Genomic DNA, 18853 nt, shown 5'->3' with positions numbered 1-18853 from the left:
AAAGCTCCGCAATCAGGAAGAGCAAGAAAGCCGGCTTTGCCGGCTTTCTTCATGTAAGCGGGGCTGCATGAGTTCGCGGGGAAATCCCAACCCAAATGTGAAAAACGTTACGAAGAATCAACGCGTTTGTGCCTAAGCTGCGGTGCGAATTATTGGGCCAGGCGGCGTCAGGCGGTCAAACTGTCATGATTTGCACACAAACAACCGCCAGATGCAGGCGCATTGGGGTTGATGAACTGAATCGGGCATGCTGACCAAAAAAGGCAAATACGGCCTCAAGGCCCTCGTGCATCTTTCCGGCCTGCCGGCTGGCCAGCTTGCATTCGTCAACGACATCGCCGTCGCCAACAACATCCCGAAGAAATTCCTGGATGCGATCCTGGGCGAATTGCGCAATGCCGGTTTCGTCCAGAGCCGCAAGGGCAAGGAAGGCGGTTATCGCCTTGCCCGTCCCGCTTCCGAGATCAAGATCGGCCATGTCGTGCGCGTGCTCGACGGGCCGCTGGCGCCGATCCCTTGCGCCAGCCGCACGCAATACCAGCGCTGCGAGGATTGCGACGAGGCAACCTGCCAGGTCCGCCACATGATGCTGGAAGTGCGCCAGGCGATCGCCGAGGTGCTCGACAACCGCAGCCTCGCCGCCATGCGCGACGCCGATAACGACGATTTCCCGGCGGAGCTCACGTCTCAGATTTGAAGCGACCCGGCCCTGACGGCAGTCCCGTCGGTTGCTTGTCTGCTTTCCACGCAGTAAAGCGGCTGGAGGATGAAACGGGGCTCTGACGCATGAGGCTGCCTTGGCTTGGCAATTCCCGCAAGGCCAGCCGGCAACCATCGTCGAACGACATCTATCACACCGAGATCACGGCCGACGTGCCGGTGCCGGAGCGCGGCGAGTCCGTTCGCTTCTTCAGCCGCAAGGTTGTGCGCCCCGGCAAATTGCGTCGCTTCACCAATCGGGATCCGCGCGAGAGCCTGTTGTCCTGTTTCTATCTCGGCGTCGCGGCGATGCTGCCGGTCTCCTGGTGGAGTCCGATCTGCGGCTGGGTGTCCAGGCTCAGGCGCAAGCGCCACTTCCGCAAGGAGTTTGCCCGTTACGACGTCGCGGTGAAGGCCGTGCTCGGCAATACCGTCGACACGAAAAGCATGTTCGAGGCGCAACTCGCCGCCGTTCACCGCCGGCGGCTGACGCTTGCGGCGCATCTCGTCGCCGGCTGGCGCTGGTCGCCGGCGATCCGGCTGGAAGGCCTCGAGGCTCTGCAACAAGCCCTGCGCAATGGGCGCGGCGCCATCGTGTGGTGCGACCAGTTCACGGCGCAGACGATCATGGGCAAGCGCGCTCTGCATGAGGCCGGCGTCGATACCCATCAGGTGAGCGCGCGCTACCACGGCTTCTCGCCGAGCAAGTTCGGCCTGCGCGTGATCAACCCGCCGCTGGTCAGGCTCGAGAACCGCTTCCTGAAAAGCCGGATCGTCTTTGAGCGCACCGACGCCTATCAGGTCACCACGCGTATCCAGAAGGTGCTGAAAGCAAACGGCGTGGTGCTGATGACCAACACCGTCTATGCCGGCTCCGCCTTCACCGAGGCCGCCATGGGCGAGCGCGGCTGGACCCACCTCGCCTCGGCCCCGGCAAACTTCGCCGCGCGCGCCGGCGCTGCGCTGTTTCATATGGCGACCATCGAGACGGCGCCCTTTCGCGAATATAGGGCGATCGTCAAAGAACTGAGAGCGACGCCAGAGGCGCCAGCATCGCCTGCCAAGGACATGACAGGGAAGAACCTCGTCGTTCAGGCGGGATTTATCCTGTCGAAGCGCGACCGGATGCTGGAGACGCTCAAACTCTGTCCTGAACAGATGATGGCCTGGTCGAGCGCCGTGCGGCTGACCGAGCAGCCAGCCGAAGCCGCGATCGGCAACGACGAAGCCTGATTACCAACTGATCTAGCGGATGATCTCTTGCAGGATTCCCGCTACACTTCGCGTTCCGTCGACCGCTACCGCCTGTTCGTCCGCCGTGGGCTCCTCCAGCGTGGCGAACTGGCTGTCGACCAGGCTGGCGGGCATGAAATGGCCCTTGCGATCGGCGACGCGCCGCCAGGCGGTCTCCCGATCGATCCTGAGATAGAGGAAGACCATACCGGGGCAGAAGCGGCTCAGCCGGTCACGATAGCTTCGCTTCAGCGCCGAGCACGCCGCCACCGCCTTCCGCCCATCGGCAACCGAGGTCGCGATACGCTCGCCTATGGCGTCGAGCCAGCCGGCGCGCAACGCATCGGTCAGCGGCTCGCCGCGCGCCATGCGCGCCACGTTCTCCGGCGGATGCAGCAGGTCTCCTTCGACGAAGTCGGCGCCCAGCGCCTTGGCGAGCGCCTCGCCGACGGCGGTCTTGCCGCAGCCGGCAACGCCCATGACGACGATGGCGGGCGCCGTCCGAAGATCGTTCATGCCAGGCTCCGGTGTCTGCGGTCTTGCGCTCGCCTCATTTACCGTCAGCGGCTTGCCGGCGCGCGCCCGTAAAGCAGGAGCATGGCGACGATGACGACGCCATAGATGATCTGCCGCCCCGCTTCCGGCATCTGCATGACCGAGAGGATGGATTGCAGGAGCGTGATCAGGATCACGCCGGCCACCGTGCCGAGATAGGAGCCGCGCCCGCCCAGGATCGATGTGCCGCCCAGGACAACCGCCGCGATCGACGGCAGGAGATAGGCATCGCCCATGGACTGCGCCGCCTTGGATGCATAGCCCGCCAGAAGCACGCCGCCAAAGGCCGACAGCCCGCCGGAGACGGCGAAGGCGATCATGACGATGCGACGCGTGTCGATGCCGGACAGGTAGGCGGCGCGCTCACGGTTGCCGATGCCGTAAACGGCGCGGCCGAAGCTTGTGCGGGTCAGCGCGAAGACCATCGCGGCGCCGATCAGCACCCAGATGATGACGGCATTGGGAACGCCCGGGATGGTGAAACCGGTTGCCAGGTAGCGCATCGCGGCGGTCGCCGAATCCTGTGGCGAGAAACCGCCTGTGTAGACCACCATCAGCCCTTGCGCCACGGCATTGGTGGCTAAAGTAATGATCATCGAGGGGATGCGCAGATAGGCGACACCGATGCCGTTGACGATGCCTATCGCCACGCCGCACAGGACGCCGAAGGGAATGGCGAGAGCAACGCCGACCGACCCGTAGGCCGCGGCCGCGCAGGCCATCATGGCGCCGGCGGCCACGGCCCATGGCACGGAAAGATCGATCTGGCCAAGCAGGATGACCAGCATCATGCCGGTGGCGATGACGCCGAGGAAAGACGCGACCTTCAACTGCTGCAGGAGATATTCCGGCGACAGGAAGTTGCGCGAATAGAGGCTGCCGAGCAGGAGCAGGACCACGATGCAGGCAAAGGCCGTCAGCACCGCCGGGTCGGCGCGCCGGATGAATTTGGGCATGCGGCCGGCAATGCCGCCCATGATGCCGCCATGCGTCGTTTCGCTCACAGGAACCACTCCAGCCGGTTGCGTACCCGAAACAGCGCGAAGGCGCCAAGGCTGACCGCGATCAACAGGATAACGCCCTGGAACAACGGCTGCCAGAGCGGATCGAAATCGAAGACGAACAGGAGGTCGCCGATGGTGCGAAAGGCAAGCGCGCCGAAGATCGCGCCGATGGCGCTGCCCTTGCCGCCGAACAGCGACACGCCGCCGAGCACGACGGCCGCGATCGAAAACAGCGTGTAGGCATTGCCGCTGGCATAGGCCGCCTCGCCCGTATAGGTGAAGAAGGTCAGGAACAGTCCGCCGATGGCCGCAAGCAGGCCGGCAAGCGTATAAGCCAGCAACTTGCCTCTGCGGATCGGCACCCCGGACATGTAGGCCGCCGTCTCCGACGAGCCCGCGGCATAAGCGGCGCGCCCAAGTTCGGAGCGACTGAACGGCACCCAGACGACAAGCACGATCACGAGCAGCGCCACGAGGCTCGCCGGCACGACGCCGAAGAAACGTCCGGTCAGGAAATCGGCAAGAGCCTCGTTGACCGATCCGCCCGGAACGGGTCGCAAAAGCAAGGCCAGGCCGAAATAGACGGCGCCCGTGGCGATGGTGGCCACGATCGGCTGCAGCCGCCCGTAGATGACGATGGCACCGTTGATCGCCCCGCAGATGAGCCCGGTGCCCAGCACCGCCAGCACGCCGAACGCCGTTTCCAGGCCGGTGCCGACCACCAGCCATGAAGCCATGCAGTTGGTCAGCGTGAAGATCATGCCGACCGACAGATCGATGCCGGCGGTGATCACCACCAATGTCTGCGCCATCGCGACGAAGGCGAGCAGCACGCCCTTGTTGGCGGCCGTCTGCACGACATTGGCGGTGAAGCCGGCCGGATGGTTCGCGCTGTAAATTGCGAACATGACGACGAAGATGCCGAAGGCCAAAAGCGTTCCGCGTTGTTCGGCCAGCCGGTAGCGCCAATCCTTCACGCGTGCTCTCCCTGCCCGATGCGGACATCATCGCCGTGAATGTTGAGCGCGCTGGCGATAAGCGCGTGCTCGGTGAGCCCCGCGCCGACCAGCTCGCGTTTGACCGCGCCGTCATAGAGCACGAGCACGCGGTCGCAGCAGCCGATCAGCTCGTCATAGTCGGTCGAATAGAACAGGATCGCAGCACCCGCATCCGCGAGCTTGCGCATAAGCTGGTAGAGCTCCTGCTTGGTGCCGACATCGATGCCGCGCGTCGGATCGTTGAGCAGGATGATGCGCGGCTGCCGCATCAGCCATTTGGCGATCACCACCTTCTGCTGGTTGCCGCCGGAAAGCGCGCCGACCGGAATGTCCAGGCCCGCCGTCTTGATCGCCAGCAGCCCGACCATGTCGTCGATCAGGCGCTGTTCGGTGGCGCGGTCGATGATGCCGGCCTTGGTCAGCCGGTCTAGGGCTGCGAAAGAGAGATTCTCGCGCACCGTCATCGGCAGCATCAGTCCTTCGGTCTTGCGATCCTCGGGGATCAGCGCCATGCCGATGCGGCCGTGGCTGGCCGCGGTCGGGCTGGCGATCGAAACCGGCTTGCCGTCGATCAGCACCTCGCCGCGCAGGCCGCGCAGCACGCCGAAGAAGGCAAGCAGCAATTCGCGCTGACCCTGCCCATCCAGACCGCCCAGGCCCACAACCTCCCCTGCCCTGACGCTAAGCGAAATATTGTCCAGCCGGTCGGCCCAGGAGAGATTGCGCGCTTCGAGCACCGTCGCAGCGGCCGGGGCGGAAGCGGGTTTCGGCGGGAAGATATGACTGTATTCGCGGCCGATCATCAGCTCGACCACCTCATTGTCGCTCTTCGAGCCGGCCGGGTAGCTGGCGACGTTGCGGCCGTTGCGGAACACCGTGCAATGGTCGGCGAGTTCCGCGATCTCGTTCATGCGGTGCGAGATGTAGAGCAGCGCCAGTCCTTCCGAGCGCAGCCGTTTCAACACCTCAAAGACCTTGGCGACGTCCGCCGCCGTCAGCGCCGAGGTCGCCTCGTCGAGGATCAGGATGCGCGGCTTCCGAGCCAGCGCCTTGGCGATCTCCACCATCTGCCGGCGCGACAGCGGCAGGTCCTTGACCAGCGCGCGGGGATGAATGTCGGAAGCGCCGGCGCGTGCCAGCGCTTCCTCAGCGATCTTCCGCTGCGCCTTGCGGTCGATCATGCCGAAACGCTTGGGTGGATTGGAAATGACGATGTTGTCGGCGACGCTGAGTTCCGGAATCAGCGACAGCTCCTGGAAGATGCAGACGATGCCGGCCTGGTTGGCGGCGGCAGGCGAAGCGAAGGTGACCTCGCTTCCGTCCAGTGTCATGCGACCTTCATCCGGCGCCACGACGCCCGCCATGACCTTGATCAGCGTCGATTTGCCGGCGCCGTTCTCGCCGAGGATGGCGTGGATGCTGCCGGCGGTGACCGTCAGCTCGGCCTTTTCCAGGGCCCGAACGCCGCCATAGCGCTTGGATATGCCTTCCATGCGGAAGAGCGGAGCCGTGCCGTCCATCAGCCCTCCCGGCCGGTTTTGATTGGGGAGACAGTGCCGCGGGCTCGCCGCGGCACTGTCCGGTCAGACTATTTGTTTTCCTTGGTTTGGCCCATGATTTCCTGCGCGGTGAAATTGATGCCGCAGGTCGGGAAGGAATTGCCGACGAAGAAATTGTCGGACTGGTCGGGGAAGAAATCCTGACCCGCCTTGAAGTTCGGATCCTCGACGATGGCCAAAGGCAGCTTGACCGATTGCGGCACGACATTGCCTTCGAGCGCGGCAATCGCCGTCTTGATGGCAACCGCCACCTGGGCCGGGCCGGTACCGGCGGACGAGCATTTCAGCCCGTCGGCCGCATGCGCGGCGCAGAATTTGCGGAAGCCGTTTTCCGTCTCGCCGCCGAACGGCACGAACGGATGCTTGGCGTCGATCATCGCCTGCACGATGCCGGTGTCGCCGCCCTGCCCGGTGATGGCGTCGAACGGGCCGCTGGTGGCGATCGCGTCGGCCGTGGCCTTTTGCGCCACGCCGTCATCCCACTTGCCGACCACCTCGGTGACGGCCCACTTCTTGCCGGAACCGTCGAGCACCTCATGGATGCCGTTGTGGCGGTCGGTGTCGACCGAAGTGCCGGCGACGCCGCGTACCTCGAGCACCTTGCCGCCGTTCGGCACATGCGCGACCAGCCACTTGCCCCAGAGCTCGCCGAGGCCCTTCTGATCGACATTGACGTTGATCGCGTCCTTGGTGTCGAGGATGTTGTCGAAGGCGACCAGCACGACACCGGCTTCCTTGGCGCGCTTGATGACCGGCCCGAACGCGGTCGGGTTCTGCGCGTTGACGACGATGGCGTCAAAGCCGGAATCGATGAAGTTGTTGATCGCCGAGATCTGCGCCGGCACATCCTCGCCGGTCGACACGACCTTGAATTCCTTGAGCTTCTTGGCGACATCCGGCTGCGCCGCATAAGCCTTGGCCGTCTGGATCATCTGGATGCGCCAGGTGTTGGCGATGTAGCCGTTGGCAAGCGCGATGCGGTAGGGACCGTCCTTCTTCGGATACTTGAAAAACTGCGTGTCGGCCGACCACGGCGCGAAGCAGTCCGGCTCGGCCGCGGGCCCCTTGACGACCTCGGGTCCGGCGATCGCCGACGAACTCAGCATGACAAATGCGGTGGCGGCAATGACGCCGCCAACGAGTGACTTGATCATCGATATTCCTCCCAGTTGCAGTTCCGCTTGTTATGAATCTTTGGCGATACGGTCGGCAACCCTCCGGCCAACCAGACACCCACACAGGACGGCCGCGCCGCCCAGATCCTCCTCGTCCCCCTCAGCTCTCTGGCAATTTAGAAAACTATCATATTATACATAATAAACAAGTACGAGCTGTTGCTTATGTATAATAAACAGCCTTCCCGCCTCGCCGAGCCTTTACCGGCACGCAAATGGTAGCGCTACCATCTCAGGCTGTAAAGAATCATCTTAAGGAACCAACAGTACCGCGTCAGCGCCCGGTGCTCTCGCGCCGCATCAGCTCGAAACCGAGATCGACGATCCGCTGTTCCGGCCGGTTTCCGGCGATCGCCGACAGCGCCATGGCGACGGCACGGGTGCCGATTTCATAGCGATGCGTGCGCACGCTTGTGATTGAAGGAAACGACACCTGCATCATGTCGAGATCGTTGAAACCGACAATGCCGATCTGCTTCGGCACGTCGATCGATGCGCGATGGCATTCGAACAGAACGCCAAGCGCGATATCATCATTGTTGCAGAACACGCCGTCCAGCGTCGGCATCTTGGCCAGCGCGTCGCGGAACAACTCGCGCCCGAGCGTCACGCTTGACGGCACCGGCGTTGTGGTGACCAGCCGCGCATCGAACAGGCCGGCGGCCTCCATCGCGGCGCGGTAGCCGGCAAGGCGCCGCTGCGAACGCGGATCCATCCGCGCGCCGATGAAGCCGATCTTGCGGTATCCGGCTTGCAGCAGGTGTTCGGCGGCGGTCCTGCCGCCGTCGAGATGCGAGAAGCCGACCATCATGTCGACCGGGTCCGGCCCGGTCTCCATCACTTGCACCACCGGGCAGCCGGCATTCTCCAGCAGTCGTCGCGCGCTGGGCGTCTGGTCTATGCCGGCCACGATCAGCGCCGCAGGGCGTTGCGATCCGAAGACCTGCAGCAGCCGCTCTTCCTCCAGGCCTGAATAATGGGTGTTGCCGATCTGGATGCGGAACGGACTGTCGGAAAGACTGTCATAGATGCCGCGCACCACCTCGGCGAAGACGTTGTTGGTCAGCGAAGGCACCAGCACGCCGAACACCTCGGCGCGCGCCGAGGCGAGCGCGCGGGCGTTCGGGTCGGGCACATAGCCGAGCTCGTCGACCGCGGCCTGTATCTGCCGTCGAAGGTCTTCCGACACCCGCCCGGGCTCACGCAAGGCCCGCGATACCGTGATCGCGCCGACACCGGCCTTGCGCGCCACGTCGGCAATGGTCGGACGGCCGCCGCCACGACGGGAGCGCGGCTTGGTCAAGAGCGAGCCTCCTCGATATGCCGAACGAAACAGTTGTTGTCAGCCATCGCGTCGCGCAGTCGCCTATGTTGTCAACGCAGCCTGTCGTTCAGGCATCTCCAGCCCGACATTAGGCCGACGTCCGGTCGCCGAAGAGCAAAATCAGCAGGAAAAGAAGACCAAACGATACGTAAAATCCGGCCAATGCACCAAATAGACGTTTGCGGAGCGGTCGAAACTCTTGGGCAACAAAAAACCTATTGAGTCGGCTATTCTTACGGCCAACACGCTCGCTCCAACCAAGTGCTCTTTCCTCGGCTATGTCGACAAGCGCCCCGGTTCTGCTGATTACCAGCAAAATCGCATAGATAAAAAAGGCGAAGCTTACGAGACACACAGCGGTGCACGCCCAGACCGCTATTGCTAGAAGAATGGGCTTACCGTGAAGGGCTAGATGCATTCTGTGCACCGCTGAAAATTAGGCTCAAGCAGCAATCATTGACGATCGTCGTGCTCGCCACAATAGCAAACCAATTGCTAGTAAATTCAAAATATTCCACCCAATTCCGTTGAGGAACGCGGCCGCGTAAGATCCGGTGAGATCGTAGATCCAGCCCGACATCCAGCCGCCGATAGCCATGCCGAAAATGGTCGCCATGATGACGATGCCAACGCGCTGGCCGGCCTCCTTGGCGGGCATGTATTCGCGCACGATGATCGCATAACAGGGCACGATGCCCCCTTGCGACAGGCCGAACACCAGCGAGACGACATAGAGCGAGGCAAGACCGTCGAAGGGAATGTAGAAGAACAGCGACAGGCACTGCAGCACCGAACCGATCAGCAAGGTCCTCACCCCGCCGATACGGTCGGCGACGAAGCCGGAAACAAGGCGGCTGACGACGCCGGCGGCCATCATGATCGACAGCATATCGGCGCCGTGGGCGACACCATAGCCGAGGTCCATGCAATAGGCGACGATATGCACCTGCGGCATCGACATCGCCACGCAACAGCCAAGACCAGCTATGACGAGCAGCGCCTGAAGGGCGGCCGGCGACAATGAAATCGGCTGGACCGGGCGTGCGCCTGGCGAGCCTGCGACGGCCACCGGGGCGCGACGTCGCAGCATTATGACCAGCGGCGCCATAGTCACCAGGCAAGCGATGCCGATAGCCACATAGGTGAAGCGCCAACCCTCCGCCTTCATCAGCGGCGGTATGATTGCTGGCCAGACCGTTCCGGCGAGATAGCTGCCCGCCGCGGCCGTAGCCACGGCAACGCCGCGCCGGCGGTTGAACCAGTGCGAGATATCGGCGATCAGCGGTCCGAAAATCGCCGATGTCCCCACCCCGATGAGCAAGCCTTGGGCGAGCGTGAATTGCAGGATCGAAGTGGAGAGCGACGCCAGCGCGAAGCCGGCAACCAGGGCCATCGAGGAACCCAGCGCCGGGATCCAGTAACCGACACGGTCGATGGCGCGGCCGACCAGCACATTGCCGGCGGCGAAGCCGACCATGGTAGCGGTGTAAGGCATCGAGGCGGCGGCACGATCGACGCCGAACTCGGCCTGCACGGCGGGCAGGACCACGACTACGGCCCACATGCCGACGCCGCCGATCGTCGCCAGCAGCAAGGAGATCCCGAGCCGCGTCCACGCGTAGAAGCTGTCTATGTCCGCGTTGTTTGCCGCGTTTCCTGGAACTGTCGTCACGGGGTTTCCTGTCCACGATTTCTTCGAGATCGCGCGTTTGAGCGCACTATCGGCCCATTTCCTGAGCCGAGCAGCGCCACGACCGGCAAATCCGTGGCTCCAGAACCGGGAACCCGCCTCACCTCATGGGGTTTCTCTGAAGGAAGGAGTTTGTCATGACCGCCAAGAAGAAATGGTCGGCCGACGTGACCGAACACAGCGACGCCCTCGATCTCGAGGAGCACGTCTTCGAATCCGATGACGCGAAGAAGATCGCCGCCTCGCTCAAGCGCTCGGCCGAGCACAGCCACCGCCGCAAGGCAGAGCCGTTCCAATCCGCCATGTCGATGTTGAATTTCTACATCAACCGTGCCGGCAAGAATCTGCCTGACGAGCGCAAGAAGGTGTTGGAAAAGGCGAAGGACGAGCTGCGTGTCGCCTTCGGTCGCGAAAAGCAGGATTGAGGGTTGCTGGGAGCGCTAGCACCAGTTCCTCAACGCAGGGATCTGGAAAGATTGCAGGCTTGTCGGGCAAGGCTATCAGCATCCGTTTGGGGTGTTCAGCGCAAACGCTGGCGATGAGCTGAAGCCCCCAACCTCGTCATTCTAGGGCGGAGCTACGCGAAGCGGAGCGCAGACCCGAGGATGACGACCGCGATAGGCGTCTTGGCCAATCGCCAAGGCATGGGATCTGCCAACGCACGCACGGGCAGCGGTCAAAGTTTCTGTGCTGGCGAACTGGTCCGGTACAAGACCCTAACGCGACTGGATCACTTCGTCGGTATTGGCCAGCAGCTTGCGCACCGCATTGCGCGCCGCATCCGGCCTTTGCAGGCGGATACTGCGTTCGATCGCCTCATGCAGTTTCTGGGCGTGCTGCAGATTGTCGAGCTCGCGCGTCGTATAGGTGAAGAGATGGTCGAAGGCAGACTCGATCAAGACGCCCAGCGGCACCAGCAGGTCGTTGCCCGAAGCCCTGAGGATGGCAAGGTGGAAGCGCGTGTCGGCCCGCGTGCGCTCCTGCAGGTTGGTCGCCTCGCCCATCTCGCGACAGGCCTGGCTGATCTCGGCCATCTGCTCGCGGGTCCGCCGCATCGCCGCGAAGGCCGTCGCCTCCGGCTCGATGATGTGGCGGAACTCCTGCACGGTCTTGAGGAACACCTCGCGGTCCGGCGAGGTCGCGTACCAGGCGAGCACGTCGCGGTCGAGAAGGTTCCAGCGTTCCTTCGGTTCGACCCAGCTGCCGATCTTCGGTCGCGAGGCCAGAAGGCTCTTTGCCATCAGCATCTTGATCGCCTCGCGCACCGCCGAGCGGCTGACGTCGAAGGTCTCCGACCATTTGGCCTCATTGGGCAGGATGGTGCCCGGCGGATAGTCGCCGCGCACGATCCGAAGGCCGATCTCGCTCGCAAGCGAAGCATGCACGCTGGCGCCCGGGATGCGTGACGCGTTGGCCCGGCGAACGCCGGACGGACGCTCCGCCGCTGCCATTTTTGTCGGCCTCTTTTCGTTGTTCGGCTTAGCGTCCCGCATGGTTCCACAAAATCCCGTTTTCAGAAGCTGTCAAGCAGGGCAAGCCCGCTTTGCCGCAATGCGCGAGGATGTGCACAGATCAACCGGCATTTGCCGCCGGCTCACGCCGTCTTGACGTATTTGCGCCAGCTGTGCTCGGGCCGGAAGCCAAGCACATCGCGCGCCTTGCGGTTCGAAAGCAGCGTCTCATATTCGCCAAGCTCGGCCTTGACCGGCACGCCCGGATAAAAGCGCTTCAACAGCTCCGCCGTCGGCAGGTCCGATGAGGTGTCGTCGTTGGCCGCGTTGAACACCTGATAGCCCAGGCCGTCCTTCTCGATGGCGCGCAAGGTGATCTGGCCGAGATCGCGCGCATCGATATAGCTCCAGGCGATGCGCTTGCGGAAACCGGGATCAGCGAACCATTTCGGGAATAGCGAATATTCATGCGGCTCGATGACATTGCCGATGCGCAGCGCATAGATGTCGAAGCCGCTGCGTAACGCGAAAGCCCGCGCAGTCTTCTCGTTGACGATCTTCGACAGCGCATAGGAGTCCATCGGGTCGACGTCATAATCCTCGTCGAGCGGGAAATGCGTCGGATTGCGAGGCTCGTTGGCGAAGACAAGACCGTAGGTCGTCTCGCTGGAAGCGATGATAACCTTGCGGATGCCGAGCTTCACCGCCGCCTCGATGACATTATAGGTGCCCATCGCGTTGATGCGGAACACCTCGTTGTCCGGCGTGATCATGATGCGCGGGATCGCCGCGAAATGCACCACGGCGTCGACCGGCTGCGATCTCAACGACGGGTCGAACTCGTGCAGACCCATATAGCTCGACAGCGCGTTGAAAACCTGGCCGCTGTCGGTGATGTCGGTGACCAAAGTGCGCACCTTCGGATTGTCGAGCGGCTTGGTGTCGATGTTGAGCACCTGGCAGCCATGTTCGACCAGATATTCCACGACATGCCGGCCAGCCTTGCCGCTGCCGCCGGTGAACATGATCCGCTTCGTCATTTTGCTCTCCACAATGCTAGGTAATTATGTGTATTGTCAGACAATATGACATTCCGCGATCGCCCGCCACCCGCGATCCGCGGAAACCTTCTGGACAATCGCCCGCCGCGCGGGCGCCCATCACCATGAAAGACAAGGAAGAGACGACATGAGCACCACCGCTGCCCGCGAGAACATCGGTTTCATCGGCCTTGGCCTGATGGGGCACGGCATCGCCAAGAACATCGTCGACAAGGGCTATCCGCTGACCTTCCTCGGTCGCAAGAACCGCAAGCCGGCGGAAGACTTGGCCGGACGCGGCGCCAAGGAAGTTGCCACGTCCAAGGAGGTGGCCGCGGCCTCCGACATCGTCTTCATCTGCGTCACCGGCTCCCGCGAGGTGGAGGCGATCATCCGCGGCCCCGACGGGCTGAAGGAGGGCCTGAAGCAAGGCTCGGTCGTCGTCGATTGCTCGACCTCCGATCCGGTCTCGACAGTGGCCCTGGCCGCCGAACTCAAGGCGCTCGGCGTCGACTATGTCGATGCGCCGCTCAGCCGCACGCCGAAGGAGGCCTGGGAAGGCACGCTCGACGCCATGGTCGGCGCGCCTGACGCCGTGTTCGCCAGGCTGAAGCCGGTGCTCGAGACCTGGGCCGGCCGCATCGTTCATATCGGCGATACCGGCGACGGCCACCGCATGAAGCTGCTCAACAACTTCATCTCGCTGGCCTACGCCGCGATCTATTCCGAGGCGCTGGCGCTGGCCGAGAAGGTCGGCATCTCGCCGCCGCGCTTCGACAGCGTCATTCGCAACGGCCGCATGGATTGCGGCTTCTACCAGACCTTCATGCGCTGGACGCTGGAGGGCGACCGCGACGCGCACAAATTCACCATCGCCAATGCCTTCAAGGACCTGACCTATCTGGAATCGATGGCGGGCGCGGCCGGCATCGCCAACCCTCTGGGCAACGCGACCAAGAATTCCTTTGCGACCGCCTTCGCCACCGGCCCCGCGGAACAGTATGTGCCGATGCTCGCCACGCATATCGGCAAGCTCAACGGCGTCGACCTGATGCCTTCGAAGGACGGCGTGAAGCAGAAGATTTAGGCGGGAGCCGCCCTGCCCTGTTCGACGGCGGGAGCAGGCGCTGGAAAAGATGGGGCGCCCACCGGGCGCCCCTTTTTGTCACTTCTGGATGCAGCCGGCGCCTACTTCTGGATGCAGGTGTCGGCCGTTTCCTTGGTGCATTCGTCGAGGCCGGTGAAGACCGGATCGTCGACCTTCTTGCCGCCGATGAGGTCGATCATCACCGAAGGCGCCTTGTAGCCCATTTCGAACGGCCGCTGGCCGACCAGCGCGGTCACCAAGCCTTCCTTGGCGATCGCCACCTCGTCGCCGATCGTGTCGGCGGCGCCGATGACGAACTCGTTCTTGGCGATCTTGTCGGCCATCGGCTTGAACAGGTCGCGATAAGGCTGCGGCGCGCCGAACAGCGGCCAGCCACCCATGATGCCGAAGGCGTCGAGCTTCGGGTTGGCGGCGAGGATGTCGGTCATCGCCTGCACGCCTTTGGCGCCGTCGTCATTGGTGAACACCGGGCAGCCGGGAGCTTCGGTCCAGCCACCTTCGCCGGCAAGTGCTGCAAGACCTTCCTTCCCGGTCAGCGCATCGCGCATGCCTTGCGCGCGACGCAGGATGTTGTCGGCCGCCGGATTGCCCTCGATCGTGCAGATCGTGCCGCCATTCGGCTTGGCCTTCTTGATGTACTCGCCGATCTTCTTGCCCATCAGGTAGTTGTCGGTGCCGAGATAGGTCTTGCGAAGGGCGGCGTCTTCCTTGGCAAGGTCGGCGTCGACCGTCATGATCGGGATCGACGGATTGGCGCTCTTGATCGTCTGCGCGATCAGCGGCGCGTTCGACGGCGAGATCGCCATCGCCACCGTGTCTGGCTTGCTCAGCATATCCTGCACGATCTGCGCCTCGCCGGCCTCGTCGGAAGTCGATGCCGGGCCGGTGTAGAAGCATTCATATTCCGAGCTGGCGTTTTCCTTGTTCCACTTCTCGCAGCCCTGATGAATGGCTTCGAAGAACGGATTGTCGAGACCCTTCACAACGATGACGAGCTGTTTCTTGGCCAAAGCCGGCCCGGCGCCCAACGCCATGGCGGCGACGGCGGCAAGCAAAAGTGTTTTCCTCATGTCAGTCCTCCCTTGAAACAGACGGACACCGCGTGCCCGCCACACTGATCAACCCGGATACACAAGAACCACGACGAGCATCTCATGATGTTCGCGCCCCGCGCCGGGCTGATAAGCATTTGCCGATCCGTCCGCCCGAATACCGATGCAGCCGAATCCTTTACCCTCAAACCATCTGCCTGCCTCCGCCGGATAGACGGACGATTGGCAAAGTCTTGTTCCGAAGCTTAGCTAATATCGGCTTTTCGCCAGCGTCAATTGCTATTTGTCCTACAAAACCGATTTTTCGTCGAGTCTCGAAATTAATCGTCAGACAATTGATTGACGCCCCCGTCCGCTTTTGCCTAAATGCGTGGACGCACCGTTCGGGAGGAGATGGACGGGGCAAGACGCAAGCGGCGCCGCCGGGTTCGGTGGCCAGTTGCGCCAACAACGGGGAGGCTTAAGGCTGGTGTCGGTTCTGGAACTCGCCAACATCTCGAAGCATTTCGGCGCCATCCAGGCGGTCAACGATGTATCGTTTTCGCTGGAAGCTGGTGAGGTCGTCGGCCTGATGGGCGACAACGGTGCCGGCAAGTCGACGCTAGTGAAGATGATCGCTGGCAATTTCCACCCGAGCCACGGCACCATGCGGCTGGAGGGCAAGGACCTTGTCATGCACAAGCCGGCGGATGCGCGCCAGCACGGCATCGAGATCGTCCACCAGGACCTTGCGCTCTGCAACAACCTGACCGCCGCGGCCAACGTCTATCTCGGCCGCGAGCTGCGCCGCGGCTTCGGTCCGCTGCGCATTCTCGACTATGGCGCGATGTACAAGCGTGCCGGCCAGCTCTTTGCCGAGCTGAAATCCGAGACGCGGCCGCGCGACCTCGTCAAGCAGATGTCGGGTGGCCAGCGCCAGGCGGTGGCGATTGCCCGCACCATGCTGTCGCAGGCCAAGATCGTGCTGATGGATGAGCCGACGGCGGCGATTTCGGTCAGGCAGGTCGCCGAAGTGCTCAATCTCATCCGCCACCTGCGCGATCAGGGCATCGCCGTGGTGCTGATCAGCCACCGCATGCCCGACGTGTTCGACGTCGCCGACCGTGTTATCGTCATGCGGCGCGGCCGCAAGGTGGCCGACAAGAAAATCGCCTCGAGCTCGCCCGAGGAAGTCACCGGGCTGATCACCGGCGCCATCGAACAGGTTGCGTAGTCGCGTGGATCGGGCGTCCACGCCTCAGGAAAGGTCGATAATGGCAGTCACACTTGACCAGACGATCGCGCAGAAGCAGCACACCTTCCTGTCGCGGCTTTTTGCCAACCAGACTTTCTGGGTGGTGATCGCGGTCATCCTCGCCTGCCTGTTCCTGTCCGTCGCCACCGATTCCTTCGCCACGTCGAAGAACATCTTCAACATCACGCGCAATATCACCTTCGTCGCCATCGTCGCGCTCGGCATGACCTTCGTCATCATTACCGGCGGCATCGACCTTTCGGTCGGCTCGGTGCTTTGCCTATCCTCGATGGTGCTCGCCGTCACCATGCATGCCGGCTATTCGATCGAGGTGGGCATCCTGGCCTCGATCGCCACCGCGCTTGCGATCGGCGCCTTCAACGGCCTGCTCATCGCCTATCTCGGCTTCCCGCCTTTCGTGGTCACGCTCGGCATGCTGTCGGTGGCGCGCAGCCTTGCCATGGTCGCCTCGAACAACACCGTGGTGTTCCAGTTCGGGCCGGACCACCAGAAGCTTTTGTCGTTGGGCGGCGGCGCCTGGGTTTTCGGCATCGCCAATCCGGTGCTCTACATGATCCTCCTGGCGGGGATCACCGGCTTCATCCTGCGCTGGACCAAATTCGGCCGGCACATCTTCGCCATCGGCGGCAATGAGCATGCGGCGACGCTGACCGGCGTTCCCGTCAAGCAGATCAAGGTCGTCGTCTACATGATCTCGGCGCTGTCGGCAGGGCTTGCCGGCATTATCCAGACCGGATGGCTGGGCGCCGTCACCACCAATCTCGGCAACGGCATGGAGCTGCAGGTGATTGCCGCCACCGTCATCGGCGGCGCCAATCTCGCCGGCGGCGTCGGCACCGCGCTCGGCGCCGTCGTCGGCGCCGCCCTCATCGAGGTGATCCGCAACAGCCTTGGCCTGCTCGGCATCAACGCCTTCTGGCAAGGCACCTTCATCGGCGGCGCGATCATCCTGGCGGTTCTGTTCGATCGCATCCGCAATTTCAGGCGTAGCGACTGAAGCGCGCCGCCTCGCCTTCTCCCCTTGTGGGAGAAGGTGGATCGGCGCGATAGCGCCGAGACGGATGAGGGGTGTTCCAGCGGAGTGAGACGCTGGCTTTCCCTGGAGCACCCCTCATCCGTCGCCTTCGGCGACACCTTCTCCCACAGGGGGAGAAGGGAACGCGCCTATCGCCCAGTCTGAAAATCGGGTCCGGACGGGCGATGCGAGATGGCCACCATTCCTGCCTGCCTTGACGCAGCCTCACCCCAGCCGCACTATTGCCCGGCAGGCGAAGGGAGGCCAGTCGCCTGCGGGAGGAACGATAGCCATGACGGACGCGATCAGGCTCTACTGGGGCCGGTTCGGACATGTTTCCGTGCTGAATGTCGCCAACGACTTCGTCACCCATGCCCATGGCGAGGCGCATCTCATCATCTGGCTGGAAGGCACGGCAGGCGAAATGACCATCGGCCGCGAGACGGTGCGGCTTGGGCCTGGCACCGCGGCCGGCATCAATTCGTTCCAGCCGCATAGCCATGCGCTATCCCGCGACGGCAAGCCCGGCCTGTTCCTAGCCTTCTACATCGACCCGGACTGGGCGCGCCGGCGCCGCGACCTGCCCTCCTCCGCGCCGCTGTTCGCGCAAGCGGCGATCACGCTGGAGCCCTGGCTGCACCAGGCGGCGGCGAACCTGCTCGATCACCTGGCCGACAATGAGAGCATCGACGACGTGGCCAACTACGAGATCGAGCGTTTCATCGACAGCGTTCTCGACGCGGCGGATGCTTCGGCGCCACAGGTAGTCCGCGCGCGCATCAACACTATGCTCGACTTCCGTGTCCGCAAGGCGATCCAGTTGATGAAGGCCAATGTCTGCGAGCGCATCTCGTTCGACGACGTGGCTCGTTCGGTCGGGCTCTCACGGCCGCATTTCTTCGCGCTCTTCAAGGAACAGACCAACCTTACGCCGAACGTCTACTGGAACACGCTGCGCATGGAGGAAGCCGTGCGCCAGCTGCAGTGGTCGCAGGAACCGCTGATCTCCGTTGCCTGCAATCTCGGATTTACCACCCAGGGCAATTTCTCGCGCTTTTTCCGCGACCATGTCGGCGTGCCGCCGACGCTCTACCGCGAAGCCGCTCAGGCCATGTCGTGAGCGCCTTTGCAGGCTGATCCGTCGCCGCATTTTCCGACTGGTTGATACGCGCTCAAGACGCATTGATAAGCGCCGGCCCGTCGGCCGCTCTAGCCTGCTCCCGATCTTTGCAAGAGGACCAGTCTATGGCGAAAGTCACCATCTCCAGCGTCATCGACGCGCCGGTCGAGCAGGTCTGGGCGCGCATCCGCGACTTCAATGGTTTGCCCAGCTGGCATCCGCGCATGGTGGAAAGCCATATCGAGGACGGCAAGGACGCCGCCACGATCGGCTGCGTGCGCAACTTCCAACTGGTCAGCGGCGCGCGGCTACGCGAGAAGCTGCTCGATTTCTCGGATGAGAACTTCCTGGTCAGCTATTCGATCCTCGAGACGCCGCAGCCGCTCACCAATCACAAGGCGACGCTGCAGTTGCGGCGCGTCACCGACGGCAACCGCACCTATGCCGAATGGACAGCGAGCTTCGACGCCGCGCCCGAGGAGGCCGACAAGCTGGCCGAGGGCATGGGCGCCAACGTCTTCCAGGGCGGTTTCAACGCCCTGAAGGCCCATTTCGCCGGCCAGAGCTGACGGGAG

18 protein-coding genes are annotated in these 18853 nt (G+C 63.2%); 8 read left to right on the top strand and 10 right to left on the bottom strand.

Features of this window, described 5'->3' with window-relative positions; genetic code table 11:
* Positions 1 to 247: 247 nt before the first annotated feature.
* Together LB520_RS22965 and LB520_RS22960 are read left to right on the top strand one after the other, a co-directional pair.
* The gene (locus LB520_RS22965) at positions 248 to 697 is read left to right on the top strand and encodes an RrF2 family transcriptional regulator (protein ID WP_040984137.1); all 450 of its coding nucleotides are present in this window, start codon (positions 248 to 250) and stop codon (positions 695 to 697) included.
* 89 nt (positions 698 to 786) lie between these two features.
* On the top strand, positions 787 to 1932 hold the full coding sequence (locus tag LB520_RS22960) for a hypothetical protein (RefSeq protein ID WP_224639481.1): 1146 nt from the start codon (positions 787 to 789) through the stop codon (positions 1930 to 1932).
* Between the two features lie 12 nt (positions 1933 to 1944).
* On the opposite strand, the gene LB520_RS22955 is transcribed toward LB520_RS22960, so the two are convergent.
* The 7 genes from LB520_RS22955 to LB520_RS22925 all read right to left on the bottom strand — a co-directional run bounded on the left by LB520_RS22955 (position 1945) and on the right by LB520_RS22925 (position 10219).
* Positions 1945 to 2448: a gluconokinase gene (locus LB520_RS22955; protein WP_224639480.1), complete on the bottom strand. Its 504-nt coding sequence runs from the start codon at positions 2446 to 2448 to the stop codon at positions 1945 to 1947.
* Positions 2449 to 2492: 44 nt separating this feature from the next.
* Complete coding sequence (locus LB520_RS22950; protein WP_263483101.1) at positions 2493 to 3464, bottom strand: ABC transporter permease; 972 nt, start codon at positions 3462 to 3464, stop codon at positions 2493 to 2495.
* Positions 3465 to 3487: 23 nt separating this feature from the next.
* Complete coding sequence (locus LB520_RS22945; protein ID WP_224639479.1) at positions 3488 to 4468, bottom strand: ABC transporter permease; 981 nt, start codon at positions 4466 to 4468, stop codon at positions 3488 to 3490.
* Positions 4465 to 6009 carry a sugar ABC transporter ATP-binding protein gene (locus LB520_RS22940; RefSeq protein WP_224639478.1) on the bottom strand — a complete coding sequence of 515 codons (1545 nt, stop codon included), beginning with the start codon at positions 6007 to 6009 and terminating at the stop codon, positions 4465 to 4467. The genes LB520_RS22945 and LB520_RS22940 overlap by 4 nt, the downstream gene beginning before the upstream one ends.
* A gap of 68 nt (positions 6010 to 6077) precedes the next feature.
* Positions 6078 to 7202 (bottom strand): sugar ABC transporter substrate-binding protein, encoded by a 1125-nt coding sequence (locus tag LB520_RS22935; RefSeq protein ID WP_224639477.1) that lies wholly within the window; start codon positions 7200 to 7202, stop codon positions 6078 to 6080.
* A gap of 295 nt (positions 7203 to 7497) precedes the next feature.
* On the bottom strand, positions 7498 to 8526 hold the full coding sequence (locus LB520_RS22930; RefSeq protein WP_224600728.1) for a LacI family DNA-binding transcriptional regulator: 1029 nt from the start codon (positions 8524 to 8526) through the stop codon (positions 7498 to 7500).
* Between the two features lie 463 nt (positions 8527 to 8989).
* Entirely contained in the window at positions 8990 to 10219 is a 1230-nt protein-coding gene (locus LB520_RS22925) for an MFS transporter (protein ID WP_224639476.1), read from the bottom strand.
* Positions 10220 to 10374: 155 nt separating this feature from the next.
* Between LB520_RS22925 and LB520_RS22920 the strand changes: the two genes are divergently transcribed.
* Complete coding sequence (locus LB520_RS22920; RefSeq protein WP_140544432.1) at positions 10375 to 10662, top strand: DUF3175 domain-containing protein; 288 nt, start codon at positions 10375 to 10377, stop codon at positions 10660 to 10662.
* Positions 10663 to 10953: 291 nt separating this feature from the next.
* On the opposite strand, the gene LB520_RS22915 is transcribed toward LB520_RS22920, so the two are convergent.
* Positions 10954 to 11730 (bottom strand): FadR/GntR family transcriptional regulator, encoded by a 777-nt coding sequence (locus tag LB520_RS22915; RefSeq protein ID WP_224531870.1) that lies wholly within the window; start codon positions 11728 to 11730, stop codon positions 10954 to 10956.
* 101 nt (positions 11731 to 11831) lie between these two features.
* On the bottom strand, positions 11832 to 12728 hold the full coding sequence (locus LB520_RS22910; protein WP_224531872.1) for an NAD-dependent epimerase/dehydratase family protein: 897 nt from the start codon (positions 12726 to 12728) through the stop codon (positions 11832 to 11834).
* A 97-nt stretch (positions 12729 to 12825) separates the two neighbouring features.
* Between LB520_RS22910 and LB520_RS22905 the strand changes: the two genes are divergently transcribed.
* Positions 12826 to 13815 carry an NAD(P)-dependent oxidoreductase gene (locus LB520_RS22905; protein ID WP_224639494.1) on the top strand — a complete coding sequence of 330 codons (990 nt, stop codon included), beginning with the start codon at positions 12826 to 12828 and terminating at the stop codon, positions 13813 to 13815.
* Between the two features lie 101 nt (positions 13816 to 13916).
* On the opposite strand, the gene LB520_RS22900 is transcribed toward LB520_RS22905, so the two are convergent.
* Positions 13917 to 14906 (bottom strand): sugar-binding protein, encoded by a 990-nt coding sequence (locus tag LB520_RS22900; protein WP_095768910.1) that lies wholly within the window; start codon positions 14904 to 14906, stop codon positions 13917 to 13919.
* Positions 14907 to 15357: 451 nt separating this feature from the next.
* On the opposite strand from LB520_RS22900, the gene LB520_RS22895 reads away from it, so the two are divergent.
* The 4 genes from LB520_RS22895 to LB520_RS22880 all read left to right on the top strand — a co-directional run bounded on the left by LB520_RS22895 (position 15358) and on the right by LB520_RS22880 (position 18847).
* Positions 15358 to 16101, top strand: a complete 744-nt coding sequence (locus tag LB520_RS22895) for an ATP-binding cassette domain-containing protein (protein WP_095768909.1) — start codon at positions 15358 to 15360, stop codon at positions 16099 to 16101.
* 40 nt (positions 16102 to 16141) lie between these two features.
* A complete protein-coding gene (locus LB520_RS22890; RefSeq protein WP_224639475.1) occupies positions 16142 to 17140 on the top strand; it encodes an ABC transporter permease in 999 nt (332 codons plus the stop codon).
* A 310-nt stretch (positions 17141 to 17450) separates the two neighbouring features.
* Positions 17451 to 18278: an AraC family transcriptional regulator gene (locus LB520_RS22885; protein ID WP_224544894.1), complete on the top strand. Its 828-nt coding sequence runs from the start codon at positions 17451 to 17453 to the stop codon at positions 18276 to 18278.
* A gap of 125 nt (positions 18279 to 18403) precedes the next feature.
* Positions 18404 to 18847, top strand: coding sequence for an SRPBCC family protein (locus tag LB520_RS22880; RefSeq protein ID WP_224544895.1), 444 nt, complete (start codon positions 18404 to 18406; stop codon positions 18845 to 18847).
* Positions 18848 to 18853 lie beyond the last annotated feature (6 nt).

Origin of the sequence: Mesorhizobium sp. CA12, assembly GCF_020165255.1 — a bacterium.
Taxonomy (GTDB): domain Bacteria; phylum Pseudomonadota; class Alphaproteobacteria; order Rhizobiales; family Rhizobiaceae; genus Mesorhizobium.
This window is presented reverse-complemented; position numbering and strand designations above follow the sequence as displayed.

Bases quoted from the DNA above. Each gene is read 5' to 3' on its own strand.
- LB520_RS22885 (WP_224544894.1), top strand. From the start codon at position 17,451: ATGACGGACGCGATCAGGCTCTACTGGGGCCGGTTCGGACATGTTTCC.
- LB520_RS22935 (WP_224639477.1), bottom strand. From the start codon at position 7,202: ATGATCAAGTCACTCGTTGGCGGCGTCATTGCCGCCACCGCATTTGTC.
- LB520_RS22920 (WP_140544432.1), top strand. From the start codon at position 10,375: ATGACCGCCAAGAAGAAATGGTCGGCCGACGTGACCGAACACAGCGAC.
- LB520_RS22940 (WP_224639478.1), bottom strand. From the start codon at position 6,009: ATGGACGGCACGGCTCCGCTCTTCCGCATGGAAGGCATATCCAAGCGC.
- LB520_RS22955 (WP_224639480.1), bottom strand. From the start codon at position 2,448: ATGAACGATCTTCGGACGGCGCCCGCCATCGTCGTCATGGGCGTTGCC.
- LB520_RS22965 (WP_040984137.1), top strand. From the start codon at position 248: ATGCTGACCAAAAAAGGCAAATACGGCCTCAAGGCCCTCGTGCATCTT.
- LB520_RS22950 (WP_263483101.1), bottom strand. From the start codon at position 3,464: ATGGGCGGCATTGCCGGCCGCATGCCCAAATTCATCCGGCGCGCCGAC.
- LB520_RS22910 (WP_224531872.1), bottom strand. From the start codon at position 12,728: ATGACGAAGCGGATCATGTTCACCGGCGGCAGCGGCAAGGCTGGCCGG.
- LB520_RS22915 (WP_224531870.1), bottom strand. From the start codon at position 11,730: ATGCGGGACGCTAAGCCGAACAACGAAAAGAGGCCGACAAAAATGGCA.
- LB520_RS22900 (WP_095768910.1), bottom strand. From the start codon at position 14,906: ATGAGGAAAACACTTTTGCTTGCCGCCGTCGCCGCCATGGCGTTGGGC.
- LB520_RS22880 (WP_224544895.1), top strand. From the start codon at position 18,404: ATGGCGAAAGTCACCATCTCCAGCGTCATCGACGCGCCGGTCGAGCAG.
- LB520_RS22960 (WP_224639481.1), top strand. From the start codon at position 787: ATGAGGCTGCCTTGGCTTGGCAATTCCCGCAAGGCCAGCCGGCAACCA.
- LB520_RS22890 (WP_224639475.1), top strand. From the start codon at position 16,142: ATGGCAGTCACACTTGACCAGACGATCGCGCAGAAGCAGCACACCTTC.